The organism is Streptomyces sp. NPDC028907 (assembly GCF_055564995.1).
Map to the genome: position 1 here is coordinate 595,827 of NZ_JBVHVE010000005.1, position 26,806 is coordinate 622,632.

At 70.7% G+C, this 26,806-nt stretch carries 24 protein-coding genes; 16 read left to right on the forward strand and 8 right to left on the reverse strand.

Annotated features, from left to right (window positions below):
• Nucleotides 1-67 precede the first annotated feature (67 nt).
• The 5 genes from ACZ4UU_RS18665 to ACZ4UU_RS18685 all read left to right on the forward strand — a co-directional run bounded on the left by ACZ4UU_RS18665 (nucleotide 68) and on the right by ACZ4UU_RS18685 (nucleotide 8,070).
• Entirely contained in the window at nucleotides 68-2,026 is a 1,959-nt protein-coding gene (locus ACZ4UU_RS18665) for a Xaa-Pro dipeptidyl-peptidase (RefSeq protein ID WP_468041022.1), read from the forward strand.
• Nucleotides 2,023-3,330, forward strand: a complete 1,308-nt coding sequence (locus tag ACZ4UU_RS18670) for a M14 family metallopeptidase (protein WP_468041023.1) — start codon at nucleotides 2,023-2,025, stop codon at nucleotides 3,328-3,330. The genes ACZ4UU_RS18665 and ACZ4UU_RS18670 overlap by 4 nt, the downstream gene beginning before the upstream one ends.
• Nucleotides 3,331-3,409: 79 nt before the next feature.
• Entirely contained in the window at nucleotides 3,410-5,113 is a 1,704-nt protein-coding gene (locus ACZ4UU_RS18675) for a BCCT family transporter (protein ID WP_468041025.1), read from the forward strand.
• Between the two features lie 156 nt (nucleotides 5,114-5,269).
• On the forward strand, nucleotides 5,270-6,292 hold the full coding sequence (locus tag ACZ4UU_RS18680; RefSeq protein ID WP_468041026.1) for an oxidoreductase: 1,023 nt from the start codon (nucleotides 5,270-5,272) through the stop codon (nucleotides 6,290-6,292).
• Between the two features lie 137 nt (nucleotides 6,293-6,429).
• The gene (locus ACZ4UU_RS18685; RefSeq protein ID WP_468041028.1) at nucleotides 6,430-8,070 is read left to right on the forward strand and encodes an ABC-F family ATP-binding cassette domain-containing protein; all 1,641 of its coding nucleotides are present in this window, start codon (nucleotides 6,430-6,432) and stop codon (nucleotides 8,068-8,070) included.
• Between the two features lie 24 nt (nucleotides 8,071-8,094).
• On the opposite strand, the gene ACZ4UU_RS18690 is transcribed toward ACZ4UU_RS18685, so the two are convergent.
• The 4 genes from ACZ4UU_RS18690 to ACZ4UU_RS18705 form a co-directional block, all read right to left on the reverse strand.
• The gene (locus ACZ4UU_RS18690) at nucleotides 8,095-8,652 is read right to left on the reverse strand and encodes a putative glycolipid-binding domain-containing protein (RefSeq protein ID WP_468041029.1); all 558 of its coding nucleotides are present in this window, start codon (nucleotides 8,650-8,652) and stop codon (nucleotides 8,095-8,097) included.
• 68 nt (nucleotides 8,653-8,720) lie between these two features.
• Nucleotides 8,721-11,093, reverse strand: coding sequence for a Tex family protein (locus tag ACZ4UU_RS18695; RefSeq protein WP_468041030.1), 2,373 nt, complete (start codon nucleotides 11,091-11,093; stop codon nucleotides 8,721-8,723).
• A 103-nt stretch (nucleotides 11,094-11,196) separates the two neighbouring features.
• Entirely contained in the window at nucleotides 11,197-11,328 is a 132-nt protein-coding gene (locus tag ACZ4UU_RS18700) for an LPFR motif small protein (protein ID WP_252100478.1), read from the reverse strand.
• A gap of 115 nt (nucleotides 11,329-11,443) precedes the next feature.
• Nucleotides 11,444-12,313, reverse strand: coding sequence for an SCO6745 family protein (locus tag ACZ4UU_RS18705; protein ID WP_468041032.1), 870 nt, complete (start codon nucleotides 12,311-12,313; stop codon nucleotides 11,444-11,446).
• Between the two features lie 114 nt (nucleotides 12,314-12,427).
• Between ACZ4UU_RS18705 and ACZ4UU_RS18710 the strand changes: the two genes are divergently transcribed.
• Both ACZ4UU_RS18710 and ACZ4UU_RS18715 read left to right on the forward strand, forming a co-directional pair.
• The gene (locus tag ACZ4UU_RS18710) at nucleotides 12,428-13,387 is read left to right on the forward strand and encodes a GlxA family transcriptional regulator (RefSeq protein WP_468041033.1); all 960 of its coding nucleotides are present in this window, start codon (nucleotides 12,428-12,430) and stop codon (nucleotides 13,385-13,387) included.
• Nucleotides 13,388-13,409: 22 nt separating this feature from the next.
• Nucleotides 13,410-14,045 carry a DJ-1/PfpI family protein gene (locus tag ACZ4UU_RS18715; protein WP_468041035.1) on the forward strand — a complete coding sequence of 212 codons (636 nt, stop codon included), beginning with the start codon at nucleotides 13,410-13,412 and terminating at the stop codon, nucleotides 14,043-14,045.
• Here ACZ4UU_RS18715 and ACZ4UU_RS18720 read toward each other — a convergent pair.
• Complete coding sequence (locus ACZ4UU_RS18720; protein ID WP_468041037.1) at nucleotides 14,032-14,787, reverse strand: enoyl-CoA hydratase/isomerase family protein; 756 nt, start codon at nucleotides 14,785-14,787, stop codon at nucleotides 14,032-14,034. The genes ACZ4UU_RS18715 and ACZ4UU_RS18720 overlap by 14 nt on opposite strands.
• A 113-nt stretch (nucleotides 14,788-14,900) precedes the next feature.
• On the opposite strand from ACZ4UU_RS18720, the gene ACZ4UU_RS18725 reads away from it, so the two are divergent.
• Nucleotides 14,901-15,536, forward strand: a complete 636-nt coding sequence (locus tag ACZ4UU_RS18725) for an HdeD family acid-resistance protein (protein ID WP_468041038.1) — start codon at nucleotides 14,901-14,903, stop codon at nucleotides 15,534-15,536.
• Nucleotides 15,537-15,710: 174 nt separating this feature from the next.
• Nucleotides 15,711-16,220 carry an ATP-binding protein gene (locus ACZ4UU_RS18730; RefSeq protein ID WP_062716275.1) on the forward strand — a complete coding sequence of 170 codons (510 nt, stop codon included), beginning with the start codon at nucleotides 15,711-15,713 and terminating at the stop codon, nucleotides 16,218-16,220.
• Between the two features lie 51 nt (nucleotides 16,221-16,271).
• Here ACZ4UU_RS18730 and idi read toward each other — a convergent pair whose 3' ends face one another.
• From idi to galE, 3 genes are all read right to left on the reverse strand, one after another.
• The gene (gene idi / locus ACZ4UU_RS18735; RefSeq protein WP_468041039.1) at nucleotides 16,272-16,865 is read right to left on the reverse strand and encodes an isopentenyl-diphosphate Delta-isomerase; all 594 of its coding nucleotides are present in this window, start codon (nucleotides 16,863-16,865) and stop codon (nucleotides 16,272-16,274) included.
• 187 nt (nucleotides 16,866-17,052) lie between these two features.
• The gene (locus ACZ4UU_RS18740) at nucleotides 17,053-17,988 is read right to left on the reverse strand and encodes a cation diffusion facilitator family transporter (RefSeq protein ID WP_468041041.1); all 936 of its coding nucleotides are present in this window, start codon (nucleotides 17,986-17,988) and stop codon (nucleotides 17,053-17,055) included.
• Between the two features lie 155 nt (nucleotides 17,989-18,143).
• Nucleotides 18,144-19,127 (reverse strand): UDP-glucose 4-epimerase GalE, encoded by a 984-nt coding sequence (gene galE, locus ACZ4UU_RS18745; protein ID WP_468041042.1) that lies wholly within the window; start codon nucleotides 19,125-19,127, stop codon nucleotides 18,144-18,146.
• A gap of 280 nt (nucleotides 19,128-19,407) precedes the next feature.
• Here galE and ACZ4UU_RS18750 point away from each other — a divergent pair, with 280 nt between their 5' ends.
• From ACZ4UU_RS18750 to ACZ4UU_RS18780, 7 genes are all read left to right on the forward strand, one after another.
• Complete coding sequence (locus ACZ4UU_RS18750; RefSeq protein WP_468041043.1) at nucleotides 19,408-21,216, forward strand: DUF5941 domain-containing protein; 1,809 nt, start codon at nucleotides 19,408-19,410, stop codon at nucleotides 21,214-21,216.
• The gene (locus tag ACZ4UU_RS18755; RefSeq protein ID WP_468041045.1) at nucleotides 21,213-21,965 is read left to right on the forward strand and encodes a phosphocholine cytidylyltransferase family protein; all 753 of its coding nucleotides are present in this window, start codon (nucleotides 21,213-21,215) and stop codon (nucleotides 21,963-21,965) included. The genes ACZ4UU_RS18750 and ACZ4UU_RS18755 overlap by 4 nt, the downstream gene beginning before the upstream one ends.
• A complete protein-coding gene (locus ACZ4UU_RS18760) occupies nucleotides 21,953-23,014 on the forward strand; it encodes an iron-containing alcohol dehydrogenase family protein (protein ID WP_468041046.1) in 1,062 nt (353 codons plus the stop codon). Before ACZ4UU_RS18755 ends, ACZ4UU_RS18760 begins: the two co-directional genes overlap by 13 nt.
• Nucleotides 22,992-23,771: a CDP-alcohol phosphatidyltransferase family protein gene (locus tag ACZ4UU_RS18765; RefSeq protein WP_468041048.1), complete on the forward strand. Its 780-nt coding sequence runs from the start codon at nucleotides 22,992-22,994 to the stop codon at nucleotides 23,769-23,771. Before ACZ4UU_RS18760 ends, ACZ4UU_RS18765 begins: the two co-directional genes overlap by 23 nt.
• A 5-nt stretch (nucleotides 23,772-23,776) precedes the next feature.
• On the forward strand, nucleotides 23,777-24,649 hold the full coding sequence (locus ACZ4UU_RS18770; protein ID WP_468041145.1) for a glycosyltransferase family 2 protein: 873 nt from the start codon (nucleotides 23,777-23,779) through the stop codon (nucleotides 24,647-24,649).
• 97 nt (nucleotides 24,650-24,746) lie between these two features.
• The gene (locus ACZ4UU_RS18775) at nucleotides 24,747-25,682 is read left to right on the forward strand and encodes an ABC transporter permease (protein ID WP_468041050.1); all 936 of its coding nucleotides are present in this window, start codon (nucleotides 24,747-24,749) and stop codon (nucleotides 25,680-25,682) included.
• Nucleotides 25,675-26,457 (forward strand): ABC transporter ATP-binding protein, encoded by a 783-nt coding sequence (locus ACZ4UU_RS18780; protein ID WP_468041052.1) that lies wholly within the window; start codon nucleotides 25,675-25,677, stop codon nucleotides 26,455-26,457. The genes ACZ4UU_RS18775 and ACZ4UU_RS18780 overlap by 8 nt, the downstream gene beginning before the upstream one ends.
• Nucleotides 26,458-26,806 lie beyond the last annotated feature (349 nt).

Sequence of the window (26,806 nt, forward strand, 5' to 3'; positions counted from 1 at the left end):
ACACGGGACCTCATACGCCGTCAGCCGCCCTCTTCTGCACAGGAGTTCACCGATGTACCGTCCGCGCATGCCGAAACGCATGCGCCTCACGATCTTCAGACAGCTCGCGGCGGCGGCCACAGCCGCCCTGCTGGCCACATTCCTCGCCCCCGCCGCGGCGCAGGCCGCCGCGCCACGGGAGAGCAGGCCCGTCTACTCGTACGAGAACGCCATCCGCGAGGCCGTATGGGTGGACACCGGGCTCGATCTCGACCGCGACGGCCGACGCGACCGCGTCGCCGTCGACATCGTCCGGCCCCGCGAGGCGGCCGCGCAGGGCCGCAGGGTGCCCGTCGTCATGGACGCCAGCCCTTACTACTCCTGCTGCGGGCGCGGCAACGAGAGCCAGAAGAAGACGTACGACGCGAACGGCGACGTCGTACAGATGCCGCTGTTCTACGACAACTACTTCGTGCCCCGCGGCTACGCCTTCGTCGGCGTCGACCTCGCCGGCACCAACCGCTCCGACGGCTGCGTGGACGTCGGCGGCCGCTCCGACATCCTCTCCGCGAAGGCCGTCGTCGACTGGCTGAACGGCCGCGCCAAGGCGTACACGACCCGCACCGGCACCACCAAGGCCGCCGCGACGTGGACGAACGGCCGCACCGGAATGATCGGCAAGAGCTGGGACGGCACCATCGCCAACGGCGTCGCCGCCACCGGTGTCGAGGGCCTGAAGACCATCGTCCCGATCAGCGCCATCTCCTCCTGGTACGACTACTACTTCCAGCAGGGCGCCCCGCTGTACGACTCCGGCCCCGACGCGCTGTCCGACTACGTCGACAGCCCCGACGCCCGAGCCAAGTGCGCAGCCGTCCAGCAGAAGCTCGTCGACGGGGCCCCGCGCACCGGCGACTGGACGCCCCTGTGGACCGAGCGCGACTACGTGAAGGACGCCCGCAAGGTCAGGGCCAGCGTCTTCCTGATCCATGGCATGCAGGACCTCAACGTGCGGATGAAGCACGTCGGCCAGTGGTGGGACGCCCTCGCGAAGAACGGCGTCGAGCGCAAGATCTGGCTCTCCCAGACCGGCCATGTCGACCCCTTCGACTTCCGCCGCGCCGAGTGGGTCGAGACCCTGCACCGCTGGTTCGACCACGAACTCCTCGGCTACGACAACGGCATCGACCGTGAGCCGATGGCCGACATCGAACGCCACCCCGACCAGTGGGTCACCTCCAAGGTCTGGCCGCCGCGCGGTACCGACACGACCACGCTGCGCCCCGCCAAGGGCAGCCAGGCCGGTGTCGGCACCCTGGGCCTGCGTCAGGGCAAGGGCACCGAGACGTTCACCGACGACCCGCAGCACGGCGAGACGGACTGGGCCGCGCACATCGACCGGTCCACCCCCGACAAGGCGGGCTTCGTCACCAAACCGCTCACCCGTGACCTGCGCCTGTCCGGCTCCTCCGAGGTCACCGTCACCGCGACCCCGACCACCTCGACGGCCCACCTCTCCGCCGTCCTCGTCGACCTCGGCCCCGACACCATCCGCGACTACGCGGCCAGCGGCGAGGGCATCAGCACGCTCACCGACCGCACCTGCTGGGGCGTGAGCACGACCGGCGACAGCGCCTGCTTCAAGGAGACCGAGGCCAAGACCGCCGACGTCGACTACACGATCGTCAGCCGCGGCTGGGCCGACCTCGGCAACCACGCCTCGGACCACAAGGGCCGGCCCCTCACTCCGGGCAAGGCGTACACGATCACCCTCGACCTGGCGTCCACCGACCACGTCGTCCCGGCCGGCCACCGTCTCGCCCTGATCGTCGCGGGCACCGACAAGGACCTGATCGACCCGCCGTCGACCAAGCCGACCCTCACCGTCGACCTCTCCCGTACGAATGCCCGCGTCCCGCTGGTCGGCGGCGCCCACGCCTTCGCCCGCGCCACGGCGGGATCCGTCGCCGCGGCCCCCGAGGCCACGCCCCTGGACGGCGTCGCCCCGCCGCGCACCGCCCACCGCATCCCGGAGGGAGGCCAGTGACCCGCACTCCAGCGACCCGCACTCCTACCCGTACCCGAACCCTGACCGTGGCCGCCGGGGCCCTCGCCGCGTCCCTCGTGGCGGTCCCCGCCCAGGCCGCCGACTCCCCGCCCCGCACCGGCTTCGAGCAGTCGAACGGCGCCCGCTGGACCAGTCAGCCGGAGGAGCAGAGCCTCCTCAGGGCCGTCGACAGGGCCAGCGACCGGGTCTCCGTCAGCCGCATCGGTACGACGAAGCAGGACCGCCCGCTCCAACTGGTCCGGATCGGCTCGCGCCACGCCCCGAACAAGGTGCTGCTGGTGTGCAGCCAGCACGGCGACGAACCCTCCGGTCGCGAGGCCTGTCTGTCCACCGTCCGCGACCTGGCGTACGCGAAGGACCGGCAGACCCGGCGCTTCCTGGAGCGCACCACCCTGCTGGTCGTGCCCACCGCCAACCCCGACGGCCGGGCCGCCGACACCCGGGGCAACAGCGACGGCGTGGACATCAACCGCGACCACCTCGCGCTGCGGACCGCCGAGGGCCGCGCCATGGCGGCGGTCGTCCGCGACCAGCGCCCCGACGTGATCTACGACCTCCACGAGTACGGCGCCACACCGCAGTACTACGACAAGGACCTGTTCGACCTGTGGCCGCGCAACCTCAACACGGACGCGCACGTCCACGACGAGGCACGGACCCTGTCCCAGGGGTATGTACGCCCCGCCGCGACCGACGCCGGCTACTCGACGGGCACGTACGGCATCTGGACCGACCCCGTGACGGGCGAACCGATCAAGCAGGTCGCCGGTGACGGACAGGAACGCATTCTGCGGAACATGTCCGGCATCAAACACTCCGTGGGCCTGCTCATCGAGAGTCGCGTCGACCCCCTGACCGAGGAGGAGAAGACCGACGAGTCGCTCAACAACCGGCGCCGGGTGAGCTCTCAGCTGGCGGCGCTGGACGGCCTGTTCGACTTCACCGAGGTCCGTCGCCGGCAGGTCGAGGCGGCCACCGGCGCCGCCCGTCTCGCGGGCCTCGCCGACTCCGGGCCCGTCTACGTCGGCGGCGCCGACAACGACCGGCCGGAACCCGCCGAGGTGATCCAGGACCCGCCCTGCGGCTACCGGCTCACCACTGACCAGTACCGGCAGGTCAAGGACGAACTGGCGCTGCACGGAGTGAGGTCCGAGACGACCTCCACGGGCGCCCTGGTCCCGCTCCGCCAGTCCCTGCGCAACCTCGTCCCGCTGCTCCTCGACGAGCGCGCCCCGTACCGCATCACGGCCGGTCAACCCGACACCGACTGCACAAGCGGCTGAGATCGACGGGATCTGTGGTAGGTCCTGGGAGACGACGTGGAACCGGCGTATCCACCGTTCACCGGGGAAGGTGCCGCAGATGACTGAGGATCTGAAGAAGAGAGGTGGCCGGGAAGGTCCGTCGGACGTTTCCGGTCACCCCAGCACGGACCGAGTGGTGTTCGGCGTCACCGCCGTCATCACCGTGGCCTTCGTGATCTGGGGCTGGGCTGCCACGGACTCGCTGGAGAGCGTGTCCACGAAGATGCTGAACGGCCTGATCCACAACGGCGGCTGGGCGTTCATGCTCGCCGCCTCGTGCTTCGTGGTCTTCGCGCTCTGGCTCGCGATCAGTCGCTACGGCCGCATCCACCTCGGTGCCGAGGGCGAGGAACCCGAGTTCAAGACCGTCTCGTGGGTCGCGATGATGTTCAGCGCCGGTATGGGCATCGGCCTGATGTTCTACGGCGTCAGCGAACCGCTCTCGCACTACACGACCCCGCCCCCGGGCACGGACCCCGCAGGCTCCGGCGAACGCATGGAGACGGCGATGGCCACCACCCTCTTCCACTGGACGCTGCACCCCTGGGCGATCTACGCGGTCGTCGGGCTCGGCATCGCCTACAGCACCTTCCGCAAGCGCCGGCGCCAGACCATCAGCGCGGTCTTCACCCCGCTGATCGGGGAGAAGCACGCCAACGGCGCCGGCGGCCGGGTGATCGACATCCTCGCGATCATCGCCACCGTCTTCGGCTCCGCCGCCTCCCTGGGCCTGGGCGCCCTCCAGATCGGCTCCGGCTTCCAGGAGCTGGACTGGATGGACGACGTGAGCACCGGCCTGCTCGTCGCGATCATCGCCGTACTGACCCTGGCCTTCGTGGCCTCCGCCATCTCCGGCATCGAGCGGGGCATCCAGTGGCTGTCCAACACCAACATGGTGCTCGCCCTGATCCTCGCGCTCTTCGTGTTCATCGCGGGCCCCACGATCATCGTGCTCGACCTGCTGCCCACGTCGATCTTCGCCTATCTCGGCGACCTGCCCCAGCTCGCCGGCCGCACCGAGGCCAGCGGCGGCGAGGGCGTCGCGGACTGGCTCGGCAGCTGGACCGTCTTCTACTGGGCCTGGTGGATCTCCTGGACGCCCTTCGTGGGCATGTTCATCGCCCGGATCAGCCGGGGCCGTACGATCCGGCAGTTCGTCGGTGGCGTCATCCTCGTGCCCAGCACCGTCAGCCTCGTCTGGTTCGCGGTCTTCGGCGGTACGGCGATGAAGCTGAAGGAGGGCGGCGGGCTCGGCGGCGAGGACACCCCCGAGGGGCAACTCTTCGGCGTCCTGCAGGAGTTCCCCATCGCCACCGTCACCAGCCTGCTCGTGATGATCCTCGTCGGGATCTTCTTCGTCTCCGGAGCCGATGCCGCCTCCATCGTGATGGGCACCCTCTCCCAGAAGGGAGCCCTGGAACCCGGACGCTTCGTCGTCGTGTTCTGGGGTGTGGTGACCGGAGCCGTCGCCGCCATCATGCTGCTCGTCGGCAGCGGTCAGGGCGACGCGCTCACCGGCCTGCAGAACCTCACGATCCTGGCCGCGGCGCCGTTCGTCCTCGTGATGATCGGCATGTGCGTCGCCCTCATGCGCGACCTGCGCCGCGACCCGGTCATCGTGCGCAACGAGATGGGTTCGGAGGCCGTGGAACTCGCCGTGATCGAGGGCCACAAGAGGTACGACGGCGACTTCGAGATCAGGGTCGGCCCGGGACCCGGCACCGAGACGGAGGGCGACCCGCTGGGCCACGACCACGGCTGAGCGGGGCACGTGGGGGCGGAGGAGGCGAGCGGTGCGGCCTCCTGCGCCCCCGGGGCCATCAACGCGCCCCCGGCAACCGGGGAGGTGGAGCCGGGGCGATTAGCGGAATATGTCATGCCGCGCTCATATAGGTCCCGTCCTGGGGATACTCACAGCATGTCTGCCGAGTACGCGACCTTCGGCCTGGCACCGGCGATGCGTGCCGGTGGCGTCCTCGCCAACGGTGACTACCAGGTGCACCGGGACTTCGTGGACTTCATCGTCGACGGACGCCCGCTGCTGTTCCAGCTCTCCGACCTCGACGCCGTCTCCCCGCTCGCCTCCGACGTCCCGCCCGCCATCTTCACCGCCCAGGTCCGCAGCCTGCTCCTGGAGGCGGAAGCCCCTCTTCCGGGCGGCCGGTACGTCATCTACGGCTGCCCCGACTGCGAGGACCTCGCCTGCGGCGCCGTCACCGCGCTGATCGACAAGGACGGCGACGACTACATCTGGCGGGACTTCGCCTGGCAGACCGACGAACACGCCGACCTGGAGCTCAACGGCTACCACGGCATCGGCCCCTTCCGGTTCCGCGCCACCGAGTACCGCGCCGCGCTCGGCTCCCTCCTCGACCGCGACGCCGGGGCGCCACGCCGCCGCGTACTCCTCATCGGCGCCCGCGTCGCCCTCCTGGCCAAGCTCGCCGCCGCCCTGCGCACCATCGGCATCGGCGCCGAGATCACCCACGACGTGAGCGGCGTCGCCGCCGACGAACTGCGCACCTACGGCGCCGTGGCCTTCGGCCGGGGGATCGGGGTGGAGCAGCGCGCCGGCGTGCGCCGTGCCTTCACGGACGCCGGGGCCGAGGTGGCGTACGTGGACGGCCTCGCGCCGATCGTGCCGTTGCTGGTCGCGCAGATCGAACACGCCCTGGACCGAAGTCCGGCCGAACAGCGCCGACTGACCCGGCTGGTGGCCGCCGACGGGGCGGCGGGCATCGAGGTCACCTCGCCGTGCCGGGTGCGCCTCACCGCGTATCGCGTGGACCGGCTGTACCGGACTCATGCGCATGAGGTGTTCGACGGGGTGCTGGAGGCGGGGCGGCATCGGATCGCGCTGGATGCGAAGGCGGTGAAGGGGGAGTCGTTCGTGGTGGCTCGGACGTCGGGGAGTGTGCTGGTGGAGGCGATGGCGAGGTAGTACGCCGTCGGGGGGCGCCGCGATGTGCATATCGATAGTGCCCCGCGCCCATTTGAGGGCCTTGCCGGCCCCGGCGTACTTACGCGCCGGAAAAACGCGGCGAGTGTGTGGCGGCTCGGCTATTAGGATCGCTCCCTGTGACCGCAACCCTCGTCGTCAAGAATCTCGCCGCCGGACACGGTGACCGTTCCCTGTTCAGTGGGCTCGACCTCGTCGTGGCGCCCGGAGACGTGATCGGGCTGGTCGGGGCCAACGGTGCGGGCAAGTCCACGCTGCTGCGTCTGCTCGCCGGGCTGCTCGTGCCGGAGGAGGGCGAGCTGAGGCTGTCCCCGCCGACCGCGACCGTCGGTCACCTCCCGCAGGAGCCCGAGCGGCGTCCCGGCGAGACCGTGCGGGCGTTCCTGGCCCGCCGTACCGGGGTCGCCGAGGCCCAGCGGGTGATGGACGAGGCGACCCAGGCCCTCGTCGACGGGGCACCGGGTGCGGACGACGCGTACGCGACGAGCCTGGAGCGCTGGCTGGACCTGGGCGGCGCCGACCTCGACGAGCGGGCCGAGGAGGTCGCCGACTCACTGGGGCTGTCGGTGGACCTGGACCAGCCGATGACGTCCCTGTCGGGCGGCCAGGCGGCTCGCGCGGGGCTGGCCTCGCTGCTGCTGTCGCGCTACGACGTCTTCCTCCTCGACGAGCCGACGAACGACCTCGACCTCGACGGCCTGGAGCGCCTCGAACGCTTCGTCGGCGGCCTGCGCGCCGGGACCGTCGTCGTCAGCCACGACCGCGAGTTCCTCACCCGCACCGTCACCAAGGTCCTCGAACTCGACCTCGCCCAGCGGCAGATCAACCTCTACGGCGGCGGCTACGAGGCCTACCTGGAGGAACGTGAGGTGGCCCGCCGGCACGCCCGCGACGACTACGAGGAGTACGCCGACAAGAAGACCGCCCTCCAGGAGCGGGCCCAGACGCAGCGCGCCTGGATGGACAAGGGCGTCAAGAACGCCCGGCGCAAGGCGGGCAACGACAACGACAAGATCGGCCGCAAGTTCCGCAGCGAGGCCAGCGAGAAGCAGGCCGCGAAGGCCCGCCAGACCCAGCGCATGATCGAGCGCCTGGAGGTCGTCGAGGAGCCGCGCAAGGAGTGGGAACTGCGCATGGAGATCGCGTCGGCGCCCCGCTCGGGGGCGGTGGTCGCGACCTTGCGGGACGCCGAGGTACGACGCGGCGACTTCACCCTGGGCCCGGTGTCCCTCCAGATCGACTGGGCCGACCGGGTGGCGGTCACCGGCGCCAACGGCGCGGGCAAGTCGACGCTGCTGGCCGCCCTGCTGGGCCGCGTCCCGCTGACCGCGGGGCAGGCGCACGTCGGCTCCGGCGTCCTGATCGGCGAGGTCGACCAGGCCCGCAAGCTCTTCCACGGCGAGGAGTCCCTGCTGGACGCCTTCTGCGCCGCGGTCCCGGACACCGAACCGGCGGAAGTCCGCACCCTCCTGGCCAAGTTCGGCCTCAAGGCGGACCACGTCCTGCGCTCGGCGGCCACCCTCTCCCCGGGCGAACGCACCCGCGCCGCCCTGGCCCTCCTCCAGGGCAGGGGCGTCAACCTCCTCGTCCTGGACGAGCCCACCAACCACCTCGACCTGCCCGCCATCGAGCAGCTGGAATCGGCCCTGGACGCCTACGAGGGCACGCTGCTCCTGGTCACCCACGACCGCCGCATGCTCGACGCGGTCCACGTCACCCGCCGCCTGGAGGTCGCCGACGGCAAGGTGAGCGAGCGCTAGGGCGAGTGCGTCGGTGTCACCCCTTCAGGAGTCGCCGAGCCGCGTCGCCAGCCCCGGGTAGTCGACGACGAAGCCGTCCTCGTCGAACGTGATGTCGCGGCGGAAGTCGTCTGAGACGAAGCGGACGCGACGCCGCCCGAGGTGGGTGTAGGTCTGCCGGGCGGGAAGGACGGCCAGCTCGGGCACCGACACCCAGGCCATCAGGAACTCCCGTTCCCCGGGCGCCAGATGGAGACCGTGCCGCAGCACGGGCATCGTGTTGGTGAGCGGACACAGGCCCAGGTCGCAGTCGCGGGCGCCGTCGACCTCGGGCAGGTGTTCACCGTCCGCCGTCCACCGGCCCGTCCCGTCGTGCCGCAGGTCGAGCGTGCGTACGCCGCCCGCGGACTCGACGGTGACCTCAAGCCGACGCGTCACGAAGGCCTCGGTCGTGTCGAGTTCGTACGAGAGCCAGTACGGCTCCGGAACCGTGCCGACCGCTCGGCCACGCGCGCGCAGGGTGTCGTCGTCGAAGTCGACCCAGGCGGTCCCGACGCCCGCGCTCTCCGACACTTCCCAGGTGATGACGCGCGACATCGGCATGGCATCACCCTACGGGCCGACCGGCCCGGACCCCTGTCGTTGCAAAGAGCCCGGGCCCGTGTGTCGTCTCAGCGCTTGCCCTTCTTGGGGTCGAGCAGACCCGCGCGGCGCAGCGCGTCGGCCATGGCGCTGTTCGCCGGAGGCGCCGCCTGACGCGAGCCGCCGCCCCCGCCACCGCCGCGCCCCTGGCGCTGCTGCGGCGGGCGTCCGCCGCGCTGCCGGCGTTCGCCGCCGCCCCCGCCCTGCTGGCCCTGCGCCGACGCCTCGTCGTCGAGCCGCAGCGTGAGGGAGATCCGCTTGCGCGGAATGTCGACGTCGAGGACCTTCACCTTGACGATGTCACCGGGCTTGACCACGTCCCGCGGATCCTTGACGAACGTCTTGGACAGCGCGGAGACGTGCGCCAGACCGTCCTGGTGGACACCGACGTCGATGAACGCCCCGAAGGCGGCCACGTTCGTCACAACGCCCTCCAGGACCATCCCGGACACCAGGTCCGAGATCTTCTCGACGCCCTCCTTGAAGGTGGCCGTCTTGAAGGCGGGACGCGGGTCGCGCCCGGGCTTCTCCAGCTCCTTGAGGATGTCGGTCACGGTCGGCAGACCGAACGTCTCGTCCACGAAGTCGTTCGCCTTCAGCGACCGCAGCACGCCCGTGTTGCCGATGAGCGCGGCCACCTCCTGACCGGACGTCTTCACCATGCGCCGGACGACGGGGTAGGCCTCGGGGTGCACGCTGGACGCGTCCAACGGGTCGTCGCCGCCGCGGATCCGCAGGAAGCCCGCGCACTGCTCGTACGCCTTCGGGCCGAGCCGCGCCACGTTCTTCAGCTGCGAGCGGGAGGTGAACGGGCCGTTGGCGTCCCGGTGGGACACGATGTTCTCGGCGAGGCCGGAGGTGATGCCGGAGACCCGCGCGAGCAGGGGGGCTGAGGCGGTGTTGACGTCCACACCGACGCCGTTCACACAGTCCTCGACCACCGCGTCCAGCGAGCGCGACAGCTTCACCTCGGACAGGTCGTGCTGGTACTGGCCGACGCCGATCGACTTCGGGTCGATCTTCACCAGCTCGGCCAGCGGGTCCTGGAGGCGGCGCGCGATGGACACCGCGCCGCGCAGCGACACGTCCATGTCGGGCAGTTCCTGCGAGGCGAAGGCCGAGGCCGAGTACACGGAGGCGCCCGCCTCGGACACCATCACCTTGGTGAGCTTCAACTCCGGGTGCTTGGAAATGAGTTCACCGGCGAGCTTGTCGGTCTCACGGGACGCCGTGCCGTTGCCGATCGCGATCAGGTCGACCGCGTGCTCCTTCGACAGGCGGGCCAGCTTGGCGATGGCCTCGTCCCACCTGTTGGCCGGGACGTGCGGGTGGATGACGTCGGTGGCCACCACCTTGCCGGTCGCGTCGACCACGGCGACCTTGACGCCCGTACGGAAGCCGGGGTCCAGGCCCAGCGTCGCGCGTGTGCCGGCCGGGGCGGCGAGCAGCAGATCGCGTAGGTTCGCCGCGAACACGCCCACGGCCTCGTCCTCGGCGGCCGTGCGCAGGCGCAGGCGCAGGTCGATGCCGAGGTGGACGAGGATGCGGGTGCGCCAGGCCCAGCGGACGGTGTCCTTCAGCCACTTGTCTGCGGCACGGCCGCGGTCGGCGATCCCGAACTTCCCGGCGACGATCCCCTCGTACGACGAAGGTCCCTCCGTCGGCTCCTCCGGCTCCAGGACGAGGTCGAGGACCTCCTCCTTCTCGCCGCGGAGCATCGCCAGGACGCGGTGCGAGGGGAGTTCGGTGAACGGCTCGGCGAAGTCGAAGTAGTCGGCGAACTTCGCGCCCGCCTCCTCCTTGCCCTCCCGCACCTTCGCGACCAGCCGGCCGCGCACCCACATGCGCTCACGCAGCTCGCCGATCAGGTCGGCGTCCTCCGAGAACCGCTCCGTGAGGATCGCCCGGGCGCCGTCCAGTGCGGCCTGCGGGTCGGCCACGCCCTTGTCGGCGTCGACGAAGGCCGCGGCGGCGGCGAGGGGCTCGACGGTCGGGTCGCCGAGCAGACCCTCGGCGAGCGGCTCCAGTCCTGCCTCGCGGGCGATCTGTGCCTTTGTCCTGCGCTTGGGTTTGTACGGCAGATAGATGTCCTCGAGCCGCGCCTTCGTCTCGGCGCCGCGGATCTGGGCCTCCAGCTCGTCGGTGAGCTTGCCCTGCTCGCGCACCGACTCCAGGATCGCCGTCCGCCGCTCCTCCAGCTCCCGCAGGTAGCGCAGCCGCTCCTCGATCGTGCGCAGCTGCGCGTCGTCGAGCATCTCGGTCGCTTCCTTGCGGTAGCGGGCGATGAAGGGCACCGTCGAACCGCCGTCGAGCAGCTCCACGGCAGCCTTCACCTGCCGCTCTCGTACGCCGAGCTCCGCGGCGATCCTGCCTTCGATGGACCCTACGAGGGGTGTCGTCACGATCCCGTCCCGCCTTCTCACTGAGGTTGCGCGGCAATTGTGGCAGGTGGCACCGACAACCGGGGATCAGGGCGGCGACGCGGCCCGTCGCGGCGGGTCGGAATCAAGCCCTACGACTGCGTGTACTGCTCGATGCACCTCCGAAGAGCCGGGCCAGAGCCCGGAACGGCAACGTCACGACGGTGGCGATGGCCCCGCCTATCTGCCGGAGCACGTCTGCGATGGCACGGAACACGTGACTACTCCTTCCTCAGGTTGAGGACCGGGTACCGCGACATGGGCGGGCTATGCGGTCGCTGACGTCTCAGCCCGTCTGGGGCCCCTCTGAGGAAGTTTGCGGACGAGGCCGTTCAGGCCCTGCCCAGGAGGTCCGAGGGGAAGGCGCCCGCTGCCACCGCCGCTCGTGCGAACCCGGCGCCGAGTTCCGTCAGCCGCCCGACCCTCTCCGCCCCGAGGTGCTCGTACGGCGCCCGGTCGAGCCGGTCCGTCTCGGATTCGATCCGCTCCCGCAGCGTGACCCCCTCCGACGTCAGCTCGCCCGCCTCGTCCAGGAGGCCACGCACACGCAGCCGGTCGGACGCCGCGTCCCAGTCCTCCTGGGCCCAGCCACGCGTGGTGAACACCCACTTCGGCGTCATGCCCTTGCCGGTCGCCGTGTGGGTGACGACCGCCTCCAGCCCGTCGAGCCCGGCCGACATCAGTACGGCGAGATGCCCGTCACCCCGGTGCTCGCGCAGCAGCGTCGTGGCGTGGAAATACGCCAGGTGCGCCTCCTCGGGCACCGGCAGATCCGCATGGGCGGAGTACAGCGGCCGCGCGCTGCGGGAACACGCCTCGGCCGCGCGCAGTGCGAGCCCGGCGGCCTCCGTCATCTCCGGGGACGTCACGGCGTCCTCGCCCAGCAGCCGCCGCAGCGCGGCGTCGACCGCACGCGCGCGTGCCGCCAGGACGTCCTCGGGCGAGGCGATCGCCCAGACCGCGGGGACATGCCGGGCCACCAGGTCGTGCTTGTAGTTGTAGAACGCCGCCGTCACCGCCCCCGCCCCCACCGGCCCCAGCGCGGCCGCCCGCACCGCGAAGTTGACGGCCCTGGGGTGCGTGATCCCGAGGGCGCCCAGCTCCTTGCCCAGCTCGGGGGCGAAGTAGGACGTCGAGTGCAGGGAGTTGAGCATGTTGTGGCAGCGGCGGCCGGCTCGCGGCTCCAGGGCGGCAGTAGTCATGAGCGGGAGGTTACCAACCGCTTGGTACGTTCCCCGGGTCCGTGCGCGCTCATGGCAGGAAAGGTGGGGAGCCCGTCATTGTGGTCATGGCGTCGGCCCCGAAGAATCGATGGCATGGCGCAGCGAACCGTTCTCTTCGTTCTCTTCGACGGTGTACAGAGCCTCGACCTCACCGGCCCCCTGGAGGTCTTCGCGGGGGCCGAGAAGCACCGGCCGGGCACCTACCGCATCCGCACGGCCTCCTTGGACGGCGGCCCCGTCCGCGCGTCCAGCGGCCTGACCGTCGTACCGGACGAATCCCTCGCCGACGTGTCCGACCCGCACACGCTCCTCGTACCGGGCGGCGAAGGCACGCGCGGGCCTCGGCCCGAGCTGGTCGACTGGCTGCGTGCGCACGGCCCTCGTGCCGAGCGTCTGGTCTCCGTCTGCACCGGCGCGATCCTGCTCGCGGGGGCGGGTCTGCTGGACGGTCGCCGTGCCACGACCCACTGGGCGTACTGCGACAAGCTCGCCCGGGACCATCCCGAGGTGCAGGTCGACCCGGACCCCATCTTCGTGCGTGACGGGCATGTGGCCACCTCCGCCGGCGTCACCTCCGGCATCGACCTGGCGCTCGCCCTGGTCGAGGAGGACCTGGGCCGGGACGTGGCCCTCGGCATCGCACGACACCTGGTGGTGTTCCTGCGCCGCCCCGGTAACCAGGCCCAGTTCAGCGCCCAGTTGGCCGCCCAGACCGCCCGGCGCGAACCCCTGCGCGACGTCCAGCGCTGGATCACCGAGCACCCCGACACCGATCTGAGCGTCGAGGCGCTCGCGGCCCGCGCCAGCCTCTCCCCGCGTCACTTCGCCCGCGCCTTCCAGGCCGAGACCGGCATGACGCCCGGCCGGTACGTGGACCGGGTCCGTCTCGAACATGCCCGCCGCCTGCTGGAGGACACCACGGACGGCGTCGAGGAGATCTCCCGGGCCAGCGGCTACGGCACCCCGGAGGCGATGCGGCGCGCCTTCGTCAAGGCCCTCGGGGCGGCCCCCGCCGAGTACCGCCGCCGGTTCCACCCCGCACCCACCCACTGAGACCCTGCCGAAAGGAAGCACCGTGCAGATCGCCATGGTTCTCTACGACCGCTTCACCGCCCTCGACATCGTGGGCCCCTACGAGGCGTTGAGCCGCCTCCCGGACGTCCGGGTCGACTTCGTCGCCGGGACGGCGGGGCCCGTGCGCGCCGACACGGGATTCCTCGCCCTCACGGCCGACAAGGCGCTCGCCGACGTGCCGCACCCGGATGTGATCGTGGTGCCGGGCGGGCCGGGAACCTTCGCCGAGGTCGAGAACGAGGCCCTCCTGGAGTGGCTCAGGACCGCCGACGCCACCAGCACCTGGACGACCTCCGTGTGCAGCGGCTCGCTGCTCCTCGGGGCCGCAGGACTCCTGGAGGGGCGCCGTGCCACCTCGCACTGGCTCACCCTCGACTTCCTGCCGCAGTACGGCGCCGAGCCCACGGGCGAGCGGGTCGTGCCGGACGGCAAGTACATCACCGCGGCCGGAGTCTCCTCCGGCATCGACATGGGACTGACCCTGGTCGGGAAGATCGCCGGTGACGAACACGCCCAGGCCGTCCAGCTGTTGACCGAGTACGACCCTCAGCCGCCCTACGACGCCGGCTCCCCGCAGAAGGCGCCCGCGCACCTCGTCGAGGAGTTCCGCACCAACAGCCGCTTCAGCCTGACGTAGGAACGTTCCAGGTGAAGTGCGGCTGCCTGCGCTCCAGGAACGCGGCGACGCCCTCCGCGGTGTCGCCGCTTCCGCGTGCCTGCTGCGCCCAGTGCTCGTCGCGGTCGGTGCGACCGTCCGCGAACTCCTTCGCCGCGGCCTGCGTCAGCTGGGAACGCGACACCAGGATCCGGGTGAACTCCGCCACGCGCTTGCCGAGTTCGCCCTCGGGCAGCACCTCGTCCACCAGGCCCGTGCGCGACGCGCGCCCCGCGTCGATCAACTCACCCGAGAAGAGGAGGTACTTGGTGGCGGACGGCCCCACCAGCGACGCCAACCGCCGGGTGGAGGAGGCCGGATAGACGATCCCGAGCTTGGCCGGCGTCACCCCGAACCGCGCCCCCTCCTCGGCGAACCGCAGATCGCACGCCGCCGCCAGCTGGGACCCGCCACCCACACAGTGCCCCCGGATCGCCGCCAGCGTGGGCTTCGGGAAGGCGGCCAGCGCCTCCTCGGCCGCCACGGCCAGCCCCTGCGCCTCCTGGGGCGACCCCTGGAGCGTGGAGATGTCGGCGCCCGCGCAGAACGTCCCGCCCTCGCCGGTCAGCACCAGCGCCCGTACGGCCGGATCGGCGGCCAGCGTGCCGAGCAGCGGCGGCAGCGCCCGCCACATCGCGGCCGTCATCGCGTTGCGCTTGGCCGGATGGTGGATCACGACGGTGGCGACCGAATCGGTGACGCTGTGCAACAGCTGGGGCTCCATGGGCCGGATGCTATCCGGCGACCTCGAACGGCCGGTCAGGAAGGGCCCTGTGATCGTTGACGAGCCAGGGGCGGAACTGGGTACACGGGAGCAGACCGATCCGGGAGGCACTCATGACGAGGTCCACCCAACCCACGGGCGAGGCGGCGAAACTCCGGCGCGGCTTCAGCTGGCTCGGCGTCCTCGGCGTACTGCTGGTCGTCGGCGGACTGGTCGGGCTGCTCTACACCGCGTTCGCCACGCTGACCTCGATGCTGCTGTTCGGCTGGCTGCTGCTGATCGGCGGGGTCGTCGGTCTGGGGCACGCGGTCCAGGCGCGCGGCACCAACTTCTTCTGGCTGGGCGTGGTGGTCGCGGCACTGAACATCGCGGCCGGCGCGGTCGTGATCCGCAGGCCGGAGGCGGCGGCCGAGGCGCTGGCCATGTTCGCCGCCCTGTTGTTCCTCACGGGCGGGCTGTTCCGGCTGGTCGGCAGCCTCGTGGTGCGCGGTCCGCAGATGGGCTGGACCCTGTTGCAGGGCGCCTTCGACCTGTCCCTCGGCATCCTGGTACTGAGTGCCTGGCCCAGCAGCCGGTACATCATCGGGACGCTGTTCTCCCTCGTCCTCCTCTTCGACGGACTCGGCCTGATCGCGACCGGCTACGGTGGACGCCGGGTCGTCAGCATGGTCTCCGAGCAGCTGATCACCGAGAGTGACGGTCGGGACGGGCCGGACGGCGGTGGCGGCAAACCCGTACAACCCGAATAGTTCGTGAAGTCGGCACAAGCGGCGCCGGAGCGGTCCCACAACTGACCGGGTCATACGCCAACGGTCAGAAACGCTCGATACCCGCTGACTTGTGTTCAGTTCTTCGGTCTGGACCTGCGCGTTACCAACACTCTACGTGTGGTGACAATCGAGCGCGAGGGTGGCGACCGGACGATGGAGAACCACGGGCGCGGGTCCGGCCCACGCCCAGGAGGTGGCGCGGACGAGTCGCTCGTCCAGCGGCCGCCGCATCCACTGCCGTACGAGGGCGTCTGGCGGTTCACCGCCCCAGCCGTCGACGCCTCGGTCCCGCAGGCCCGGCACGCCGTGCGGGACCTGCTGTACCGCCAGGGCGTGCCGGTACCGGACGATCTGGTGCAGGGAGTGCTGCTGATCGTGTCGGAACTGGTCACGAACGCCGTCCGGCACGCGGCGCTGCTGTCGCCGACGCTCGCCGTGGAGGTCGCTGTCGGCGCCGAGTGGCTACGGGTCTCGGTGGAGGACAACCACCCCTACCGTCCGACCGCCCTGGAGGCCGACCACGGCCGGACCGGCGGCCGCGGGCTGCTCCTGGTCCGCGAGGTCACGCGGGAGGCGGGCGGCGTGTGCGACGTCGAGCACACGGCGAGCGGCGGCAAGGTGATCTGGGCCGCCGTCCCGCTCAAACCCGTGCGTGTGCCCTAGGGGGTGCTGTGCGGGACTTTCGAAACACCCCCCAGGCCCCCGCGGTCCTCGTCACCAGCCGGCCGACGGGCCCGTCAGCTCCCTGACCGCGGGGCGGGCCGCGTCGAGGACGGTCATGAACCAGGACGAGAAGGTGTCCTTCGCGTGGCGCTCCGCCAGCTCGGCGGGCGTCACGAAGGCCGTGTCGCCGACCTCCTCGGGGTCCGGCCGCAGCGGCGACTGCACCAGGCCGACGAAGAGGTGGTTGTACTCCTGCTCCACCAGGCCCGAGTCCGGGTCCGGGTGGTTGTAGCGGACCGTGCCCGCCTCGGCGAGCAGGGACGGGGAGACGCCGAGCTCCTCGTACGTCCGGCGGGCCGCGGCCGCGAAGGGTGCCTCACCGGGGTAGGGGTGGCCGCAGCAGGTGTTGGACCAGACGCCGGGGGAGTGGTACTTGCCCAGCGCCCGCTGCTGGAGGAGCAGCCGGCCGTGCTCGTCGAAGAGGAACACGGAGAAGGCGCGGTGCAGCTGACCGGGAGGCTGATGGGCGGCGAGCTTCTCCGCGGTGCCGATCGTCACACCGTTCTCGTCGACCAGTTCCAGCAAAATCGCGTCCGCGGTGCCGTTCGACGCACGGTGCGTCGTGGTGGCAGGTGTGATCGGCATACCCATCCTTCGCCTCGGTCTTGCGCCCCAAGTGTGCCGTACGAATCCGACACTCCCGGCAGTTGATCGTGCCCGGCGCGGCGGGTACGGAACCGCTCGAAGCGGCGCTGTGGGCATGAGGACGCGACCGACCACCGGATCGCTGCATTCCGTCCGTACTGACGTCTTGTCGGACCGTACGGTTGTTTCAGTGGCAGAGCCGGGCCTCGTGCTCCGCGTGTCCGACCGGCTCCAGCTGGAAGGTGCAGTGCTCCACGTCGAAGTGGTCACCGAGGCACCCCTGGAGCTCGTGCAGCATCTTCTCGTGGCCGATCGCGTTCAGGACGTCGGAGCGCACCACCACATGGGCGGACAGCACGGGCATGCCGGAGGTGATCGTCCAGGCGTGCAGATCGTGGACGTCCTCGACGCCGTCCAGGGCGAGTATGTGGGCCCGCACCTCGTTCATGTCGACGTCCTTGGGGGCCGACTCCAGCAGTACGTCGAGGGTCTCGCGCAGCAGCTTGAGGGTGCGCGGCACGATCATCACGCCGATCACCAGCGAGGCGATCGGGTCGGCGGCCTGCCAGCTGGTGGCCAGGATCACCGCCGCCGAGACCAGCACCGTGAGCGAGCCCAGCGTGTCCGCGGCCACCTCCAGGAACGCCCCGCGCACGTTCAGGCTCTCCTTCTGGCCGCGCATCAGCAGCGTCAGCGAGATCATGTTCGCGACCAGACCGATCGCACCGAACACGATCATCAGGCCGCCCTCGGTGTCGGCGGGCGTGAAGAACCGCTGGATCGCCTCGTACAGGACATAGCCGCCGACGCCGAGCAGGAGCAGGCAGTTGGCGAGGGCGGCGAGGATCTCGGCGCGGGCGTAGCCGAAGGTGCGGGTCGTGCTCGGCGGGAGGTTCGCGAAGTGGATGGCGAGCAGGGCCATGCCCAGACCGACCGCGTCCGTCGCCATGTGCGCGGCGTCCGCGACCAGGGCGAGCGAGTCCGCGGCCACACCGCCGACGATCTGGACCACCATGACGCCGAGCGTGATCGCCAGCGCCACCCGCAGTCTCCCGCGGTAGGCGGCAGCGGCCGTACCGCTGGTCGGCCCGTGCCCGTGCCCGTGATCGTGCCCAGCCCCCATGGGAAGCCGCCCTTCCGTGATCTGTCCGACGATCGCAATGTCCGTCCGGGATCACAGTGAACTACGGGCGGGGGGTATCGGGCAACGCGGCACTGAACACCGTTGTCATGTGCCCTGACCTGCGGAAACGAGCCGCAGGTCAGGGCCCTGCATGATCAGTTGCCCGGCCGGCCGCCGTGGTGCAGCAGCCACCCCTGCCATGCCGACTCGACCATCTCGCGTACCCCGCGCCGGGCCGTCCAGCCGAGCTTCCCGGCGGCGAGTGCGGCCGAGGCGACCGCGCGCGGGGCGTCGCCGGGGCGCCGGGCCTCGACGACGGCGGGGCGCGCGTCGCCGGTGACCTCGCCGATGACGGTGATCAGCTCGCGTACGGAGACGCCCTCGCCGCGGCCGATGTTGACGGTCAGATCGCCGCTCGCGTCGGGTGCCGTCAACCGCCGGGCCGCCGCCAGGTGCGCCTCGGCGAGGTCGGCGACATGGATGTAGTCACGCACGCAGGTGCCGTCCGGCGTCGGATAGTCGTCGCCGAAGATCCGCGGGGCCTCGTCGCGGGTCAGCCGGTCGAAGACCATGGGGACGATGTTGAAGACGCCGGTGTCGGCCAGCTCGGGCGAGGCGGCGCCCGCGACGTTGAAGTAGCGCAGGCAGACGGTGGAGATCCCGTATGCCTGGCCCGCCGCCCGCACCAGCCACTCCCCGGCGAGCTTGGTCTCGCCGTACGGGTTCACCGGCGCGCACGGGGTGTCCTCCGTGATGAGATCCACATCCGGGTTGCCGTAGACCGCGGCGGACGACGAGAACAGGAACCGCTTGATCCCCGCCTCGGCGACCGCTTCCAGGAGCGTGGCCAGACCGCCCACGTTCTCCCGGTAGTAGCGCGTCGGCTCCGCCACGGACTCGCCGACCTGCTTGCGCGCCGCGAGATGCACCACACCGGTCACCGTGTGCTCGGCGAACACCCGCTTCAGCAGGTCACCGTCGAGCGACGAGCCCTCGACGAGGGGAACATGAGCGGGGAGCCGAGCGGGCCGCCCGGCCGAGAGGTCGTCCAGTACGAGGACCCGCTCCCCGGCGTCGGTCATGGCCCGCGCCACATGTGCTCCGATGTATCCGGCTCCGCCTGTGATCAGCCATGTCATGGTCGCCCACCCTATGCCGGGGTGCCGACGGTGGAACCAATGTCCCCGATGTCTCGTCTGTCAGTACGAGTTTGTGGGCGGAGCCCCGGATCCCCGATGATGATCGCGGCAATGCGCTGGGCAAACCGCGTTGATCGCTCCGTCAAACGGGTGGTGAACGTCGGCTTCCATCCATCCGATAGCCTCTGCCGACACGCCGCCCGGCCGCCACCGCCAACGGGCGCCGCCACCCACGTACATGACCGGCGCGGACACGCCGGCCCCCAGGGAGTGAGTTCGGTTGTCGACCGCCATCCTCACCGGTCAGCCGGTCCCCGGATCGTCGATCGAGGGCGATCTGCGGTCCCTCGGCTATGACGTGCGGGTCGCATCCGACGCCGCCGACGCCGAGACGCTCCTCGCCCAGGTACCCGGCGACCAGCGGGTCGCCGTCGTCGACGCCCGCTTCGTCGGCCACCAGCACGCGCTGCGCCTCGGCCTGACCGACCCCCGCTTCCCGCTCGCCGCGATCCCCGGCGCCGTGACGGCCCAGCCGGCCGGCCGCCACGCCCTGACCCGCGCGATGGCGCGCGAGAACTCCGCGGGCGGCGGCACGGCCGTGGCGGTCGACAACCTCGCCGACCGCATCGTCACCGCGCTCGACGACGAGGGCACCGACGTCCACCGCCCCGAGCTCGGCAGCCTGGTCGCCGCCGTCCCGGCCGACCCGCAGGCCCGCAACGAGGCACGGCAGGCCGTCCTGACCGTCGACGACGAGGCCGTACGCCTGAAGTCGGCCGTGAAGTCCCGTGACGGCTTCTTCACGACCTATTGCGTCAGCCCCTACTCCCGCTACATCGCCCGCTGGTGCGCCCGCCGTGGCCTGACCCCCAACCAGGTCACCACCGCCTCCCTGATCACCGCGCTCATCGCGGCGGGCTGCGCGGCCACCGGCACCCGGGGCGGGTTCGTCGCGGCCGGGCTCCTGCTGATCTTCTCGTTCGTCCTGGACTGCACCGACGGCCAGCTCGCCCGCTACTCCCTGCAGTACTCCACGCTCGGCGCCTGGCTGGACGCCACCTTCGACCGGGCCAAGGAGTACGCCTACTACGCCGGCCTCGCCCTCGGCGCGGCCCGGGGCGGCGACGACGTCTGGGCCCTCGCCCTCGGCGCGATGGTCCTCCAGACCTGCCGGCACGTCGTGGACTTCTCCTTCAACGAGGCCAACCACGACGCCACCGCCAACACCAGCCCCACCGCGGCCCTCTCCGACAAGCTCGACAGCGTCGGCTGGACGGTGTGGGTGCGCCGGATGATCGTTCTGCCGATCGGCGAGCGCTGGGCGATGATCGCGGTGCTCACGGCGGTCACCACCCCTCGGATCACCTTCTACGCGCTGCTCATCGGCTGCGCCTTCGCCGCGACGTACACCACGGCGGGCCGCGTACTGCGCTCGCTGACCCGCAAGGCCCGGCGGACGGACCGGGCGGCGCAGGCGCTGGCGGACCTGGCGGACAGCGGGCCGCTCGCCGAGGCGTTGGCACGAGCGCTGCGCAAGCTGCCCGCCAAGCCGCCGTTCGGCGCCCGCGTCCTCGTCGCCCTGCCCGGCGCGGCCCTGCTGGTCCTCGCGGCGGCACTGGAGCCGTACGGCAGCGCGTTGCCGGTCGCGGCAGCCGTCCTCTACGTGCTCACCTCGGCCGCCGCCGTCGCCCTGCCCCTCAAGGGCGCCCTCGACTGGCTGGTCCCCCCGGTCTTCCGCGCCGCCGAGTACGGCACCGTCCTCGTCCTCGCGGTCAAAGCGGACGTGAACGGAGCCCTTCCTGCGGCTTTCGGGCTGGTGGGGGCCGTCGCCTACCATCACTACGACACGGTGTACCGCATCCGCGGCAACGCCGGAGCGCCCCCGGCCTGGCTGGTGCGCGCCATCGGGGGGCACGAAGGACGGACGCTGCTCGTCACCGTCCTCGCCGCGGTGCTCTCCGCCTCACAGTTCACGGTCGCGTTCACGGTGATCGCCGTGGCCGTGGCCCTGGTGGTGCTCGTCGAGAGCATCCGCTTCTGGGTGTCCTCCGGGGCGCCCGCCGTACACGATGAAGGAGAACCCGCATGATCGGCCTCGTGCTGGCGGCCGGCGCCGGACGGCGTCTGCGCCCCTACACAGACAGCCTTCCGAAGGCTCTGGTGCCAGTGGGGCCCGCGGGTATAGAGGGGGAACCCACGGTTCTCGATCTGACCCTCGGGAACTTCGCCGAGATCGGTCTGACCGAGGTCGCGATCATCGTCGGCTACCGCAAGGAGGCCGTGTACGCGCGCAAGGAGGCGCTGGAGGCGAAGTACGGCCTCAAGCTCACCCTCATCGACAACGACAAGGCCGAGGAGTGGAACAACGCCTACTCCCTGTGGTGCGGCCGTGACGCCCTCAAGGACGGCGTGATCCTCGCCAACGGCGACACCGTGCACCCGGTCTCCGTCGAGAAGACGCTGCTCGCCGCCCGCGGCGACGGCAAGAAGATCATCCTCGCGCTGGACACGGTGAAGAGCCTGGCCGACGAGGAGATGAAGGTCGTCGTCGACCCCGAGAAGGGCATGACGAAGATCACCAAGCTGATGGATCCCGCCGAGGCCACCGGCGAGTACATCGGCGTCACCCTCATCGAGGGAGACGCCGCCCCCGAGCTGGCCGACGCCCTGAAGGCGGTCTGGGAGACCGACCCGCAGCAGTTCTACGAGCACGGCTACCAGGAGCTGGTGGACCGCGGCTTCCGCATCGACGTGGCGCCGATCGGCGACGTCAAGTGGGTGGAGATCGACAACCACGACGATCTCGCTCGCGGACGGGAGATCGCATGCCTGTACTGACCCGGCTGATCCCCTCGCCCGTCGTCGTCGACATCCGCGCGGGCGCCCTCGACGACCTGGGCGGTGTGCTCGCCGACGAGCGCATCTCGCACTCCGGCAAGCTGGCCGTCGCGGTCAGCAACGGTTCCGGTGCCCGGCTGAGGGAGCGGCTCGCTCCCGTGCTGCCCGGCGCCAGCTGGTACGAGGTCGGCGGCGGCACGCTCGACGACGCGGTGCGGCTGGCCAGTGACATAAAGGCCGGCCACTACGACGCCGTCGTCGGCCTCGGCGGCGGGAAGATCATCGACTGCGCCAAGTTCGCCGCGGCACGCGTCGGCCTGCCCCTGGTCGCCGTACCGACGAACCTCGCGCACGACGGCCTGTGCTCGCCGGTCGCCACCCTCGACAACGACGCGGGCCGCGGCTCGTACGGCGTGCCGAACCCGATCGCCGTCGTCATCGACCTCGACATCATCCACGAGGCCCCGGCCCGCTTCGTACGGGCCGGCATCGGCGACGCGATCTCCAATATCTCGGCGATCGCGGACTGGGAGCTCGCCAACCGCGTCAACGGCGAGAAGATCGACGGCCTCGCCGCCGCCATCGCCCGCCAGGCCGGTGAGGCGGTGCTCCGGCACCCCGGAGGTATAGGGGACACCGGCTTCCTCCAGGTGCTCGCCGAGGCGCTGGTGCTCAGCGGTATCGCCATGTCGGTGTCGGGCGACTCCCGTCCGTCCTCCGGCGCCTGCCACGAGATCAACCACGCCTTCGACCTGCTGTTCCCCAAGCGTGCCGCCGCCCACGGCGAGCAGTGCGGACTGGGTGCGGCTTTCGCCATGTACCTGCGCGGGGCGCACGAGGAGTCGGCCTTCATGGCCGAGGTGCTGCGTCGGCACGGGCTGCCGGTACTGCCCAGGGAGATCGGCTTCACGGACGACGAGTTCGTCCGCGCGGTGGAGTTCGCTCCGCAGACCCGGCCCGGCCGCTACACGATCCTCGAACACCTCGACCTGACAACCGACCAGATCAAGGACATCTACGCCGACTATGTCAAGGCCATCGGTAGCTGAACTCCGTCCGGTCGTCCACCCCGCAGGGGTCAAGGACCGGCGCAGCGGTGAGCACTGGATGGGACGCCTCTACATGCGTGAGGTGTCCCTGCGGGTCGACCGCTACCTGGTGAACACCAGGGTCACGCCCAACCAGCTCACGTACCTGATGACCGTTTTCGGTGTGCTCGCGGCCCCGGCCCTTCTGGTGCCGGGGATCCCGGGCGCCGTGCTGGGCGTGGTGTGCGTCCAGATGTATCTGCTGCTGGACTGCGTCGACGGCGAGATCGCCCGCTGGAAGAAGCAGTACTCGCTGAACGGCGTCTACCTCGACCGCGTCGGCGCCTATCTCACCGACGCCGCCGTGCTCGTCGGCTTCGGGCTGCGCGCCGCCGACCTGTGGGGCAGCGGCCGTATCGACTGGTTGTGGGCCTTCCTCGGCACGCTGGCCGCGCTCGGTGCGATCCTGATCAAGGCCGAGACCGACCTGGTCGGCGTCGCCCGCCACCAGGCCGGCAAGCCCCCGGTCCAGGAGGCGGCGTCCGAGATGCGCTCCTCCGGCATGGCCCTGGCCCGCAGGGCCGCCGCCATGCTCAAGTTCCACCGTCTGATTCTCGGCATCGAGGCCTCGCTGCTGATCGTGGTCCTCGCGATCGCCGACCAGGCCCGCGGCGACCTGTTCTTCTCCCGGCTCGGCGTCGCCGTACTCGCCGGCATCGCGCTGCTGCAGACCCTGCTGCACCTCGTGTCCATCCTCGCCTCCAGCAGGCTGAAGTGAACGGGATGAAGGTCGGCGCGGTCATCATCACGATGGGCAACCGCCCCGACGAACTGCGTGCCCTCCTCGACTCGGTCGCCAAGCAGGACGGCGACCGCGTCGAGGTCGTCGTGGTCGGCAACGGCTCCCCGGTGCCGGACGTCCCCGAGGGCGTGCGCACCATCGAACTGCCCGAGAACCTCGGCATCCCCGGTGGCCGTAACGTCGGCATCGAGGCCTTCGGGCCCAGCGGTCGTGACGTCGACATCCTGCTCTTCCTCGACGACGACGGCCTGCTCGCCCACCACGACACCGCCGAGCTGTGCCGCGAGGCCTTCGAGGCCGACCCGAAGCTCGGGATCGTCAGCTTCCGCATCGCCGACCCGGAGACCGGAGTCACCCAGCGCCGCCATGTGCCCCGGCTGCGGGCCTCCGACCCGATGCGTTCCTCGCGGGTCACCACGTTCCTGGGTGGCGCCAACGCCGTCCGGACCCAGGTCTTCGCCGAAGTCGGCGGGCTGCCGGACGCATTCTTCTACGCCCATGAGGAAACCGACCTGGCATGGCGGGCCCTCGACGCGGGCTGGCTGATCGACTACCGGTCCGACATGGTGCTGTACCACCCGACGACCGCGCCCTCGCGGCACGCGGTCTACCACCGCATGGTCGCCCGCAACCGCGTCTGGCTGGCCCGGCGAAACCTTCCGGCCCCGCTCGTCCCGGTCTATCTGGGCGTGTGGATGCTGCTGACCCTCCTCCGCCGCCCGTCCCGCCCCGCCCTCAAGGCATGGTTCGGCGGATTCCGGGAAGGGTGGACCACCTCGTGCGGTCCCCGCCGGCCCATGAAGTGGCGTACGGTGTGGCGGCTGACTCGACTGGGCCGACCTCCCGTCATCTGACAAGCTCGGTCCTGAAGAGCCCCCGGGCCCCATCCGGGCCCCAGGTTCATGCCAAGCCCGCACAGGCTGCGCATCTCGAAGACGAAAGTTTCCACTGGTGAGTGAGACAACGCACGACGGCGGAGTCGCGGTGAGCGCGCCTCCGTCGCCCGACGAGGGACTCACGGCGGCCCAGCTGGCCGCCAAGCACGGGCTGACCGTGAGCGGCGCCCGCCCCTCGCTGTTCGAGTACGTCCGCCAGCTCTGGGACCGGCGGCACTTCATCCTCGCGTTCTCGCGGGCGAAGCTGACCGCCCAGTACAGCCAGGCGAAGCTCGGCCAGCTCTGGCAGGTGGCCACCCCGCTGCTGAACGCGGCCGTGTACTTCTTCATCTTCGGCATGCTGCTGGGCGCCCGGGAGGGCATCCCGGGCGACATCTACGTGCCGTTCCTGGTGACCGGCGTGTTCGTCTTCACGTTCACCCAGAGCTCGGTGCTCGCGGGTGTGCGTGCCATCTCGGGCAACCTGGGCCTGGTACGCGCACTGCACTTCCCCCGGGCCTCGCTGCCGCTGTCGTTCGCGCTCCAGCAGCTCCAGCAGCTGCTCTACTCCATGGGCGTGCTCGTCGTGATCATGATGGCCTTCGGCAGCTTCCCCGACCTGTCCTGGCTGCTCGTCGTGCCCGCGCTGACGCTGCAGTTCGTCTTCAACTCGGGGCTCGCTCTGATCTTCGCCCGCATGGGCAGCAAGACGCCCGACCTGGCCCAGCTGATGCCGTTCCTCCTGCGTAGCTGGATGTACGCGTCCGGCGTGATGTTCAGCATCCCGGCGATGCTCGCGGACAAGAACTGGCCGGGCTGGATCACCGACGTCCTGCAGTGGAACCCCGCGGCGATCTATATGGACCTGGTCCGTTTCGCGATGATCGACGGATACGATTCCTCGTTCCTGCCCGCGCACGTGTGGGCCTTCGCGCTGGGCTGGGCGGTGCTGGCGGGCGGAGCCGGCTTCGTCTACTTCTGGAAGGCGGAAGAGAGGTACGGCCGTGGCTGACCCCGAGCAGGACGCGGAGCGCATCCCCACCGTCATCGCGGACGAGCTGCACATCGTCTACCGCGTCAACGGCGCCAAGACCGGCAAGGGCAGCGCCACCGCCGCCCTGAGCCGCATCCTCAAGCGCGGCGAGGAGCGGGGCGTGCGCAAGGTGCACGCCGTCCGGGGTGTCTCCTTCGTCGCCTACCGGGGCGAGGCCATCGGCCTGATCGGCTCCAACGGCTCCGGCAAGTCCACGCTGCTGCGTGCCATCGCCGGCCTGCTCCCGGCGGAGAAGGGCAAGGTCTACACCGACGGCCAGCCCTCGCTGCTCGGTGTGAACGCGGCCCTGATGAACGACCTCACGGGCGAGCGGAACGTCATATTGGGCGGGCTCGCCATGGGCATGTCCCGCGAGCAGATCAAGGAGCGCTACCAGGAGATCGTCGACTTCTCCGGCATCAACGAGAAGGGCGACTTCATCACCCTCCCCATGCGCACCTACTCCTCCGGCATGGCGGCCCGCCTGCGCTTCTCCATCGCCGCCGCCAAGGACCACGACGTCCTCATGATCGACGAGGCGCTGGCCACCGGCGACCGCAAGTTCCAGAAGCGCTCCGAGGACCGCATCCGTGAGCTGCGCAAGGAAGCCGGCACGGTGTTCCTCGTCAGTCACAACAACAAGTCGATCCGCGACACCTGCAACCGCGTCCTGTGGCTGGAACGCGGCGAGCTGCGCATGGACGGACCGACGGACGAGGTCCTCAAGGAGTACGAGAAGTTCACGGGCAAGTAGTCCACCCGGACATGGGCCGTGCGGCCCAGGACGCTTCGCAGGGCCCCGCCGGAACTGCTCCGGCGGGGCCCCGCGTCTGCAAAGGAAACGTCAACTCCGGCTGGTCTCGGGAACCTTGACGCCAATCGGTGTGTTGTTGTGATGTGCAGGACACCCCCACGGGCCCGGCCCCGTTGTACAACGTAAGCTGTACCGGTACCGAAACGCGGCAAGTGGGGCGATAACGAACGGCACCCCCGCGCAGGGCCGCGGCGCGGACGCCAGGCGGCGTGTCCGAAATAGTGTGCATTGGGTCTGCGGTGTAGAACGGGAGATGTGACGGCAATGGCTACGGAAACTCCCCAGCTCC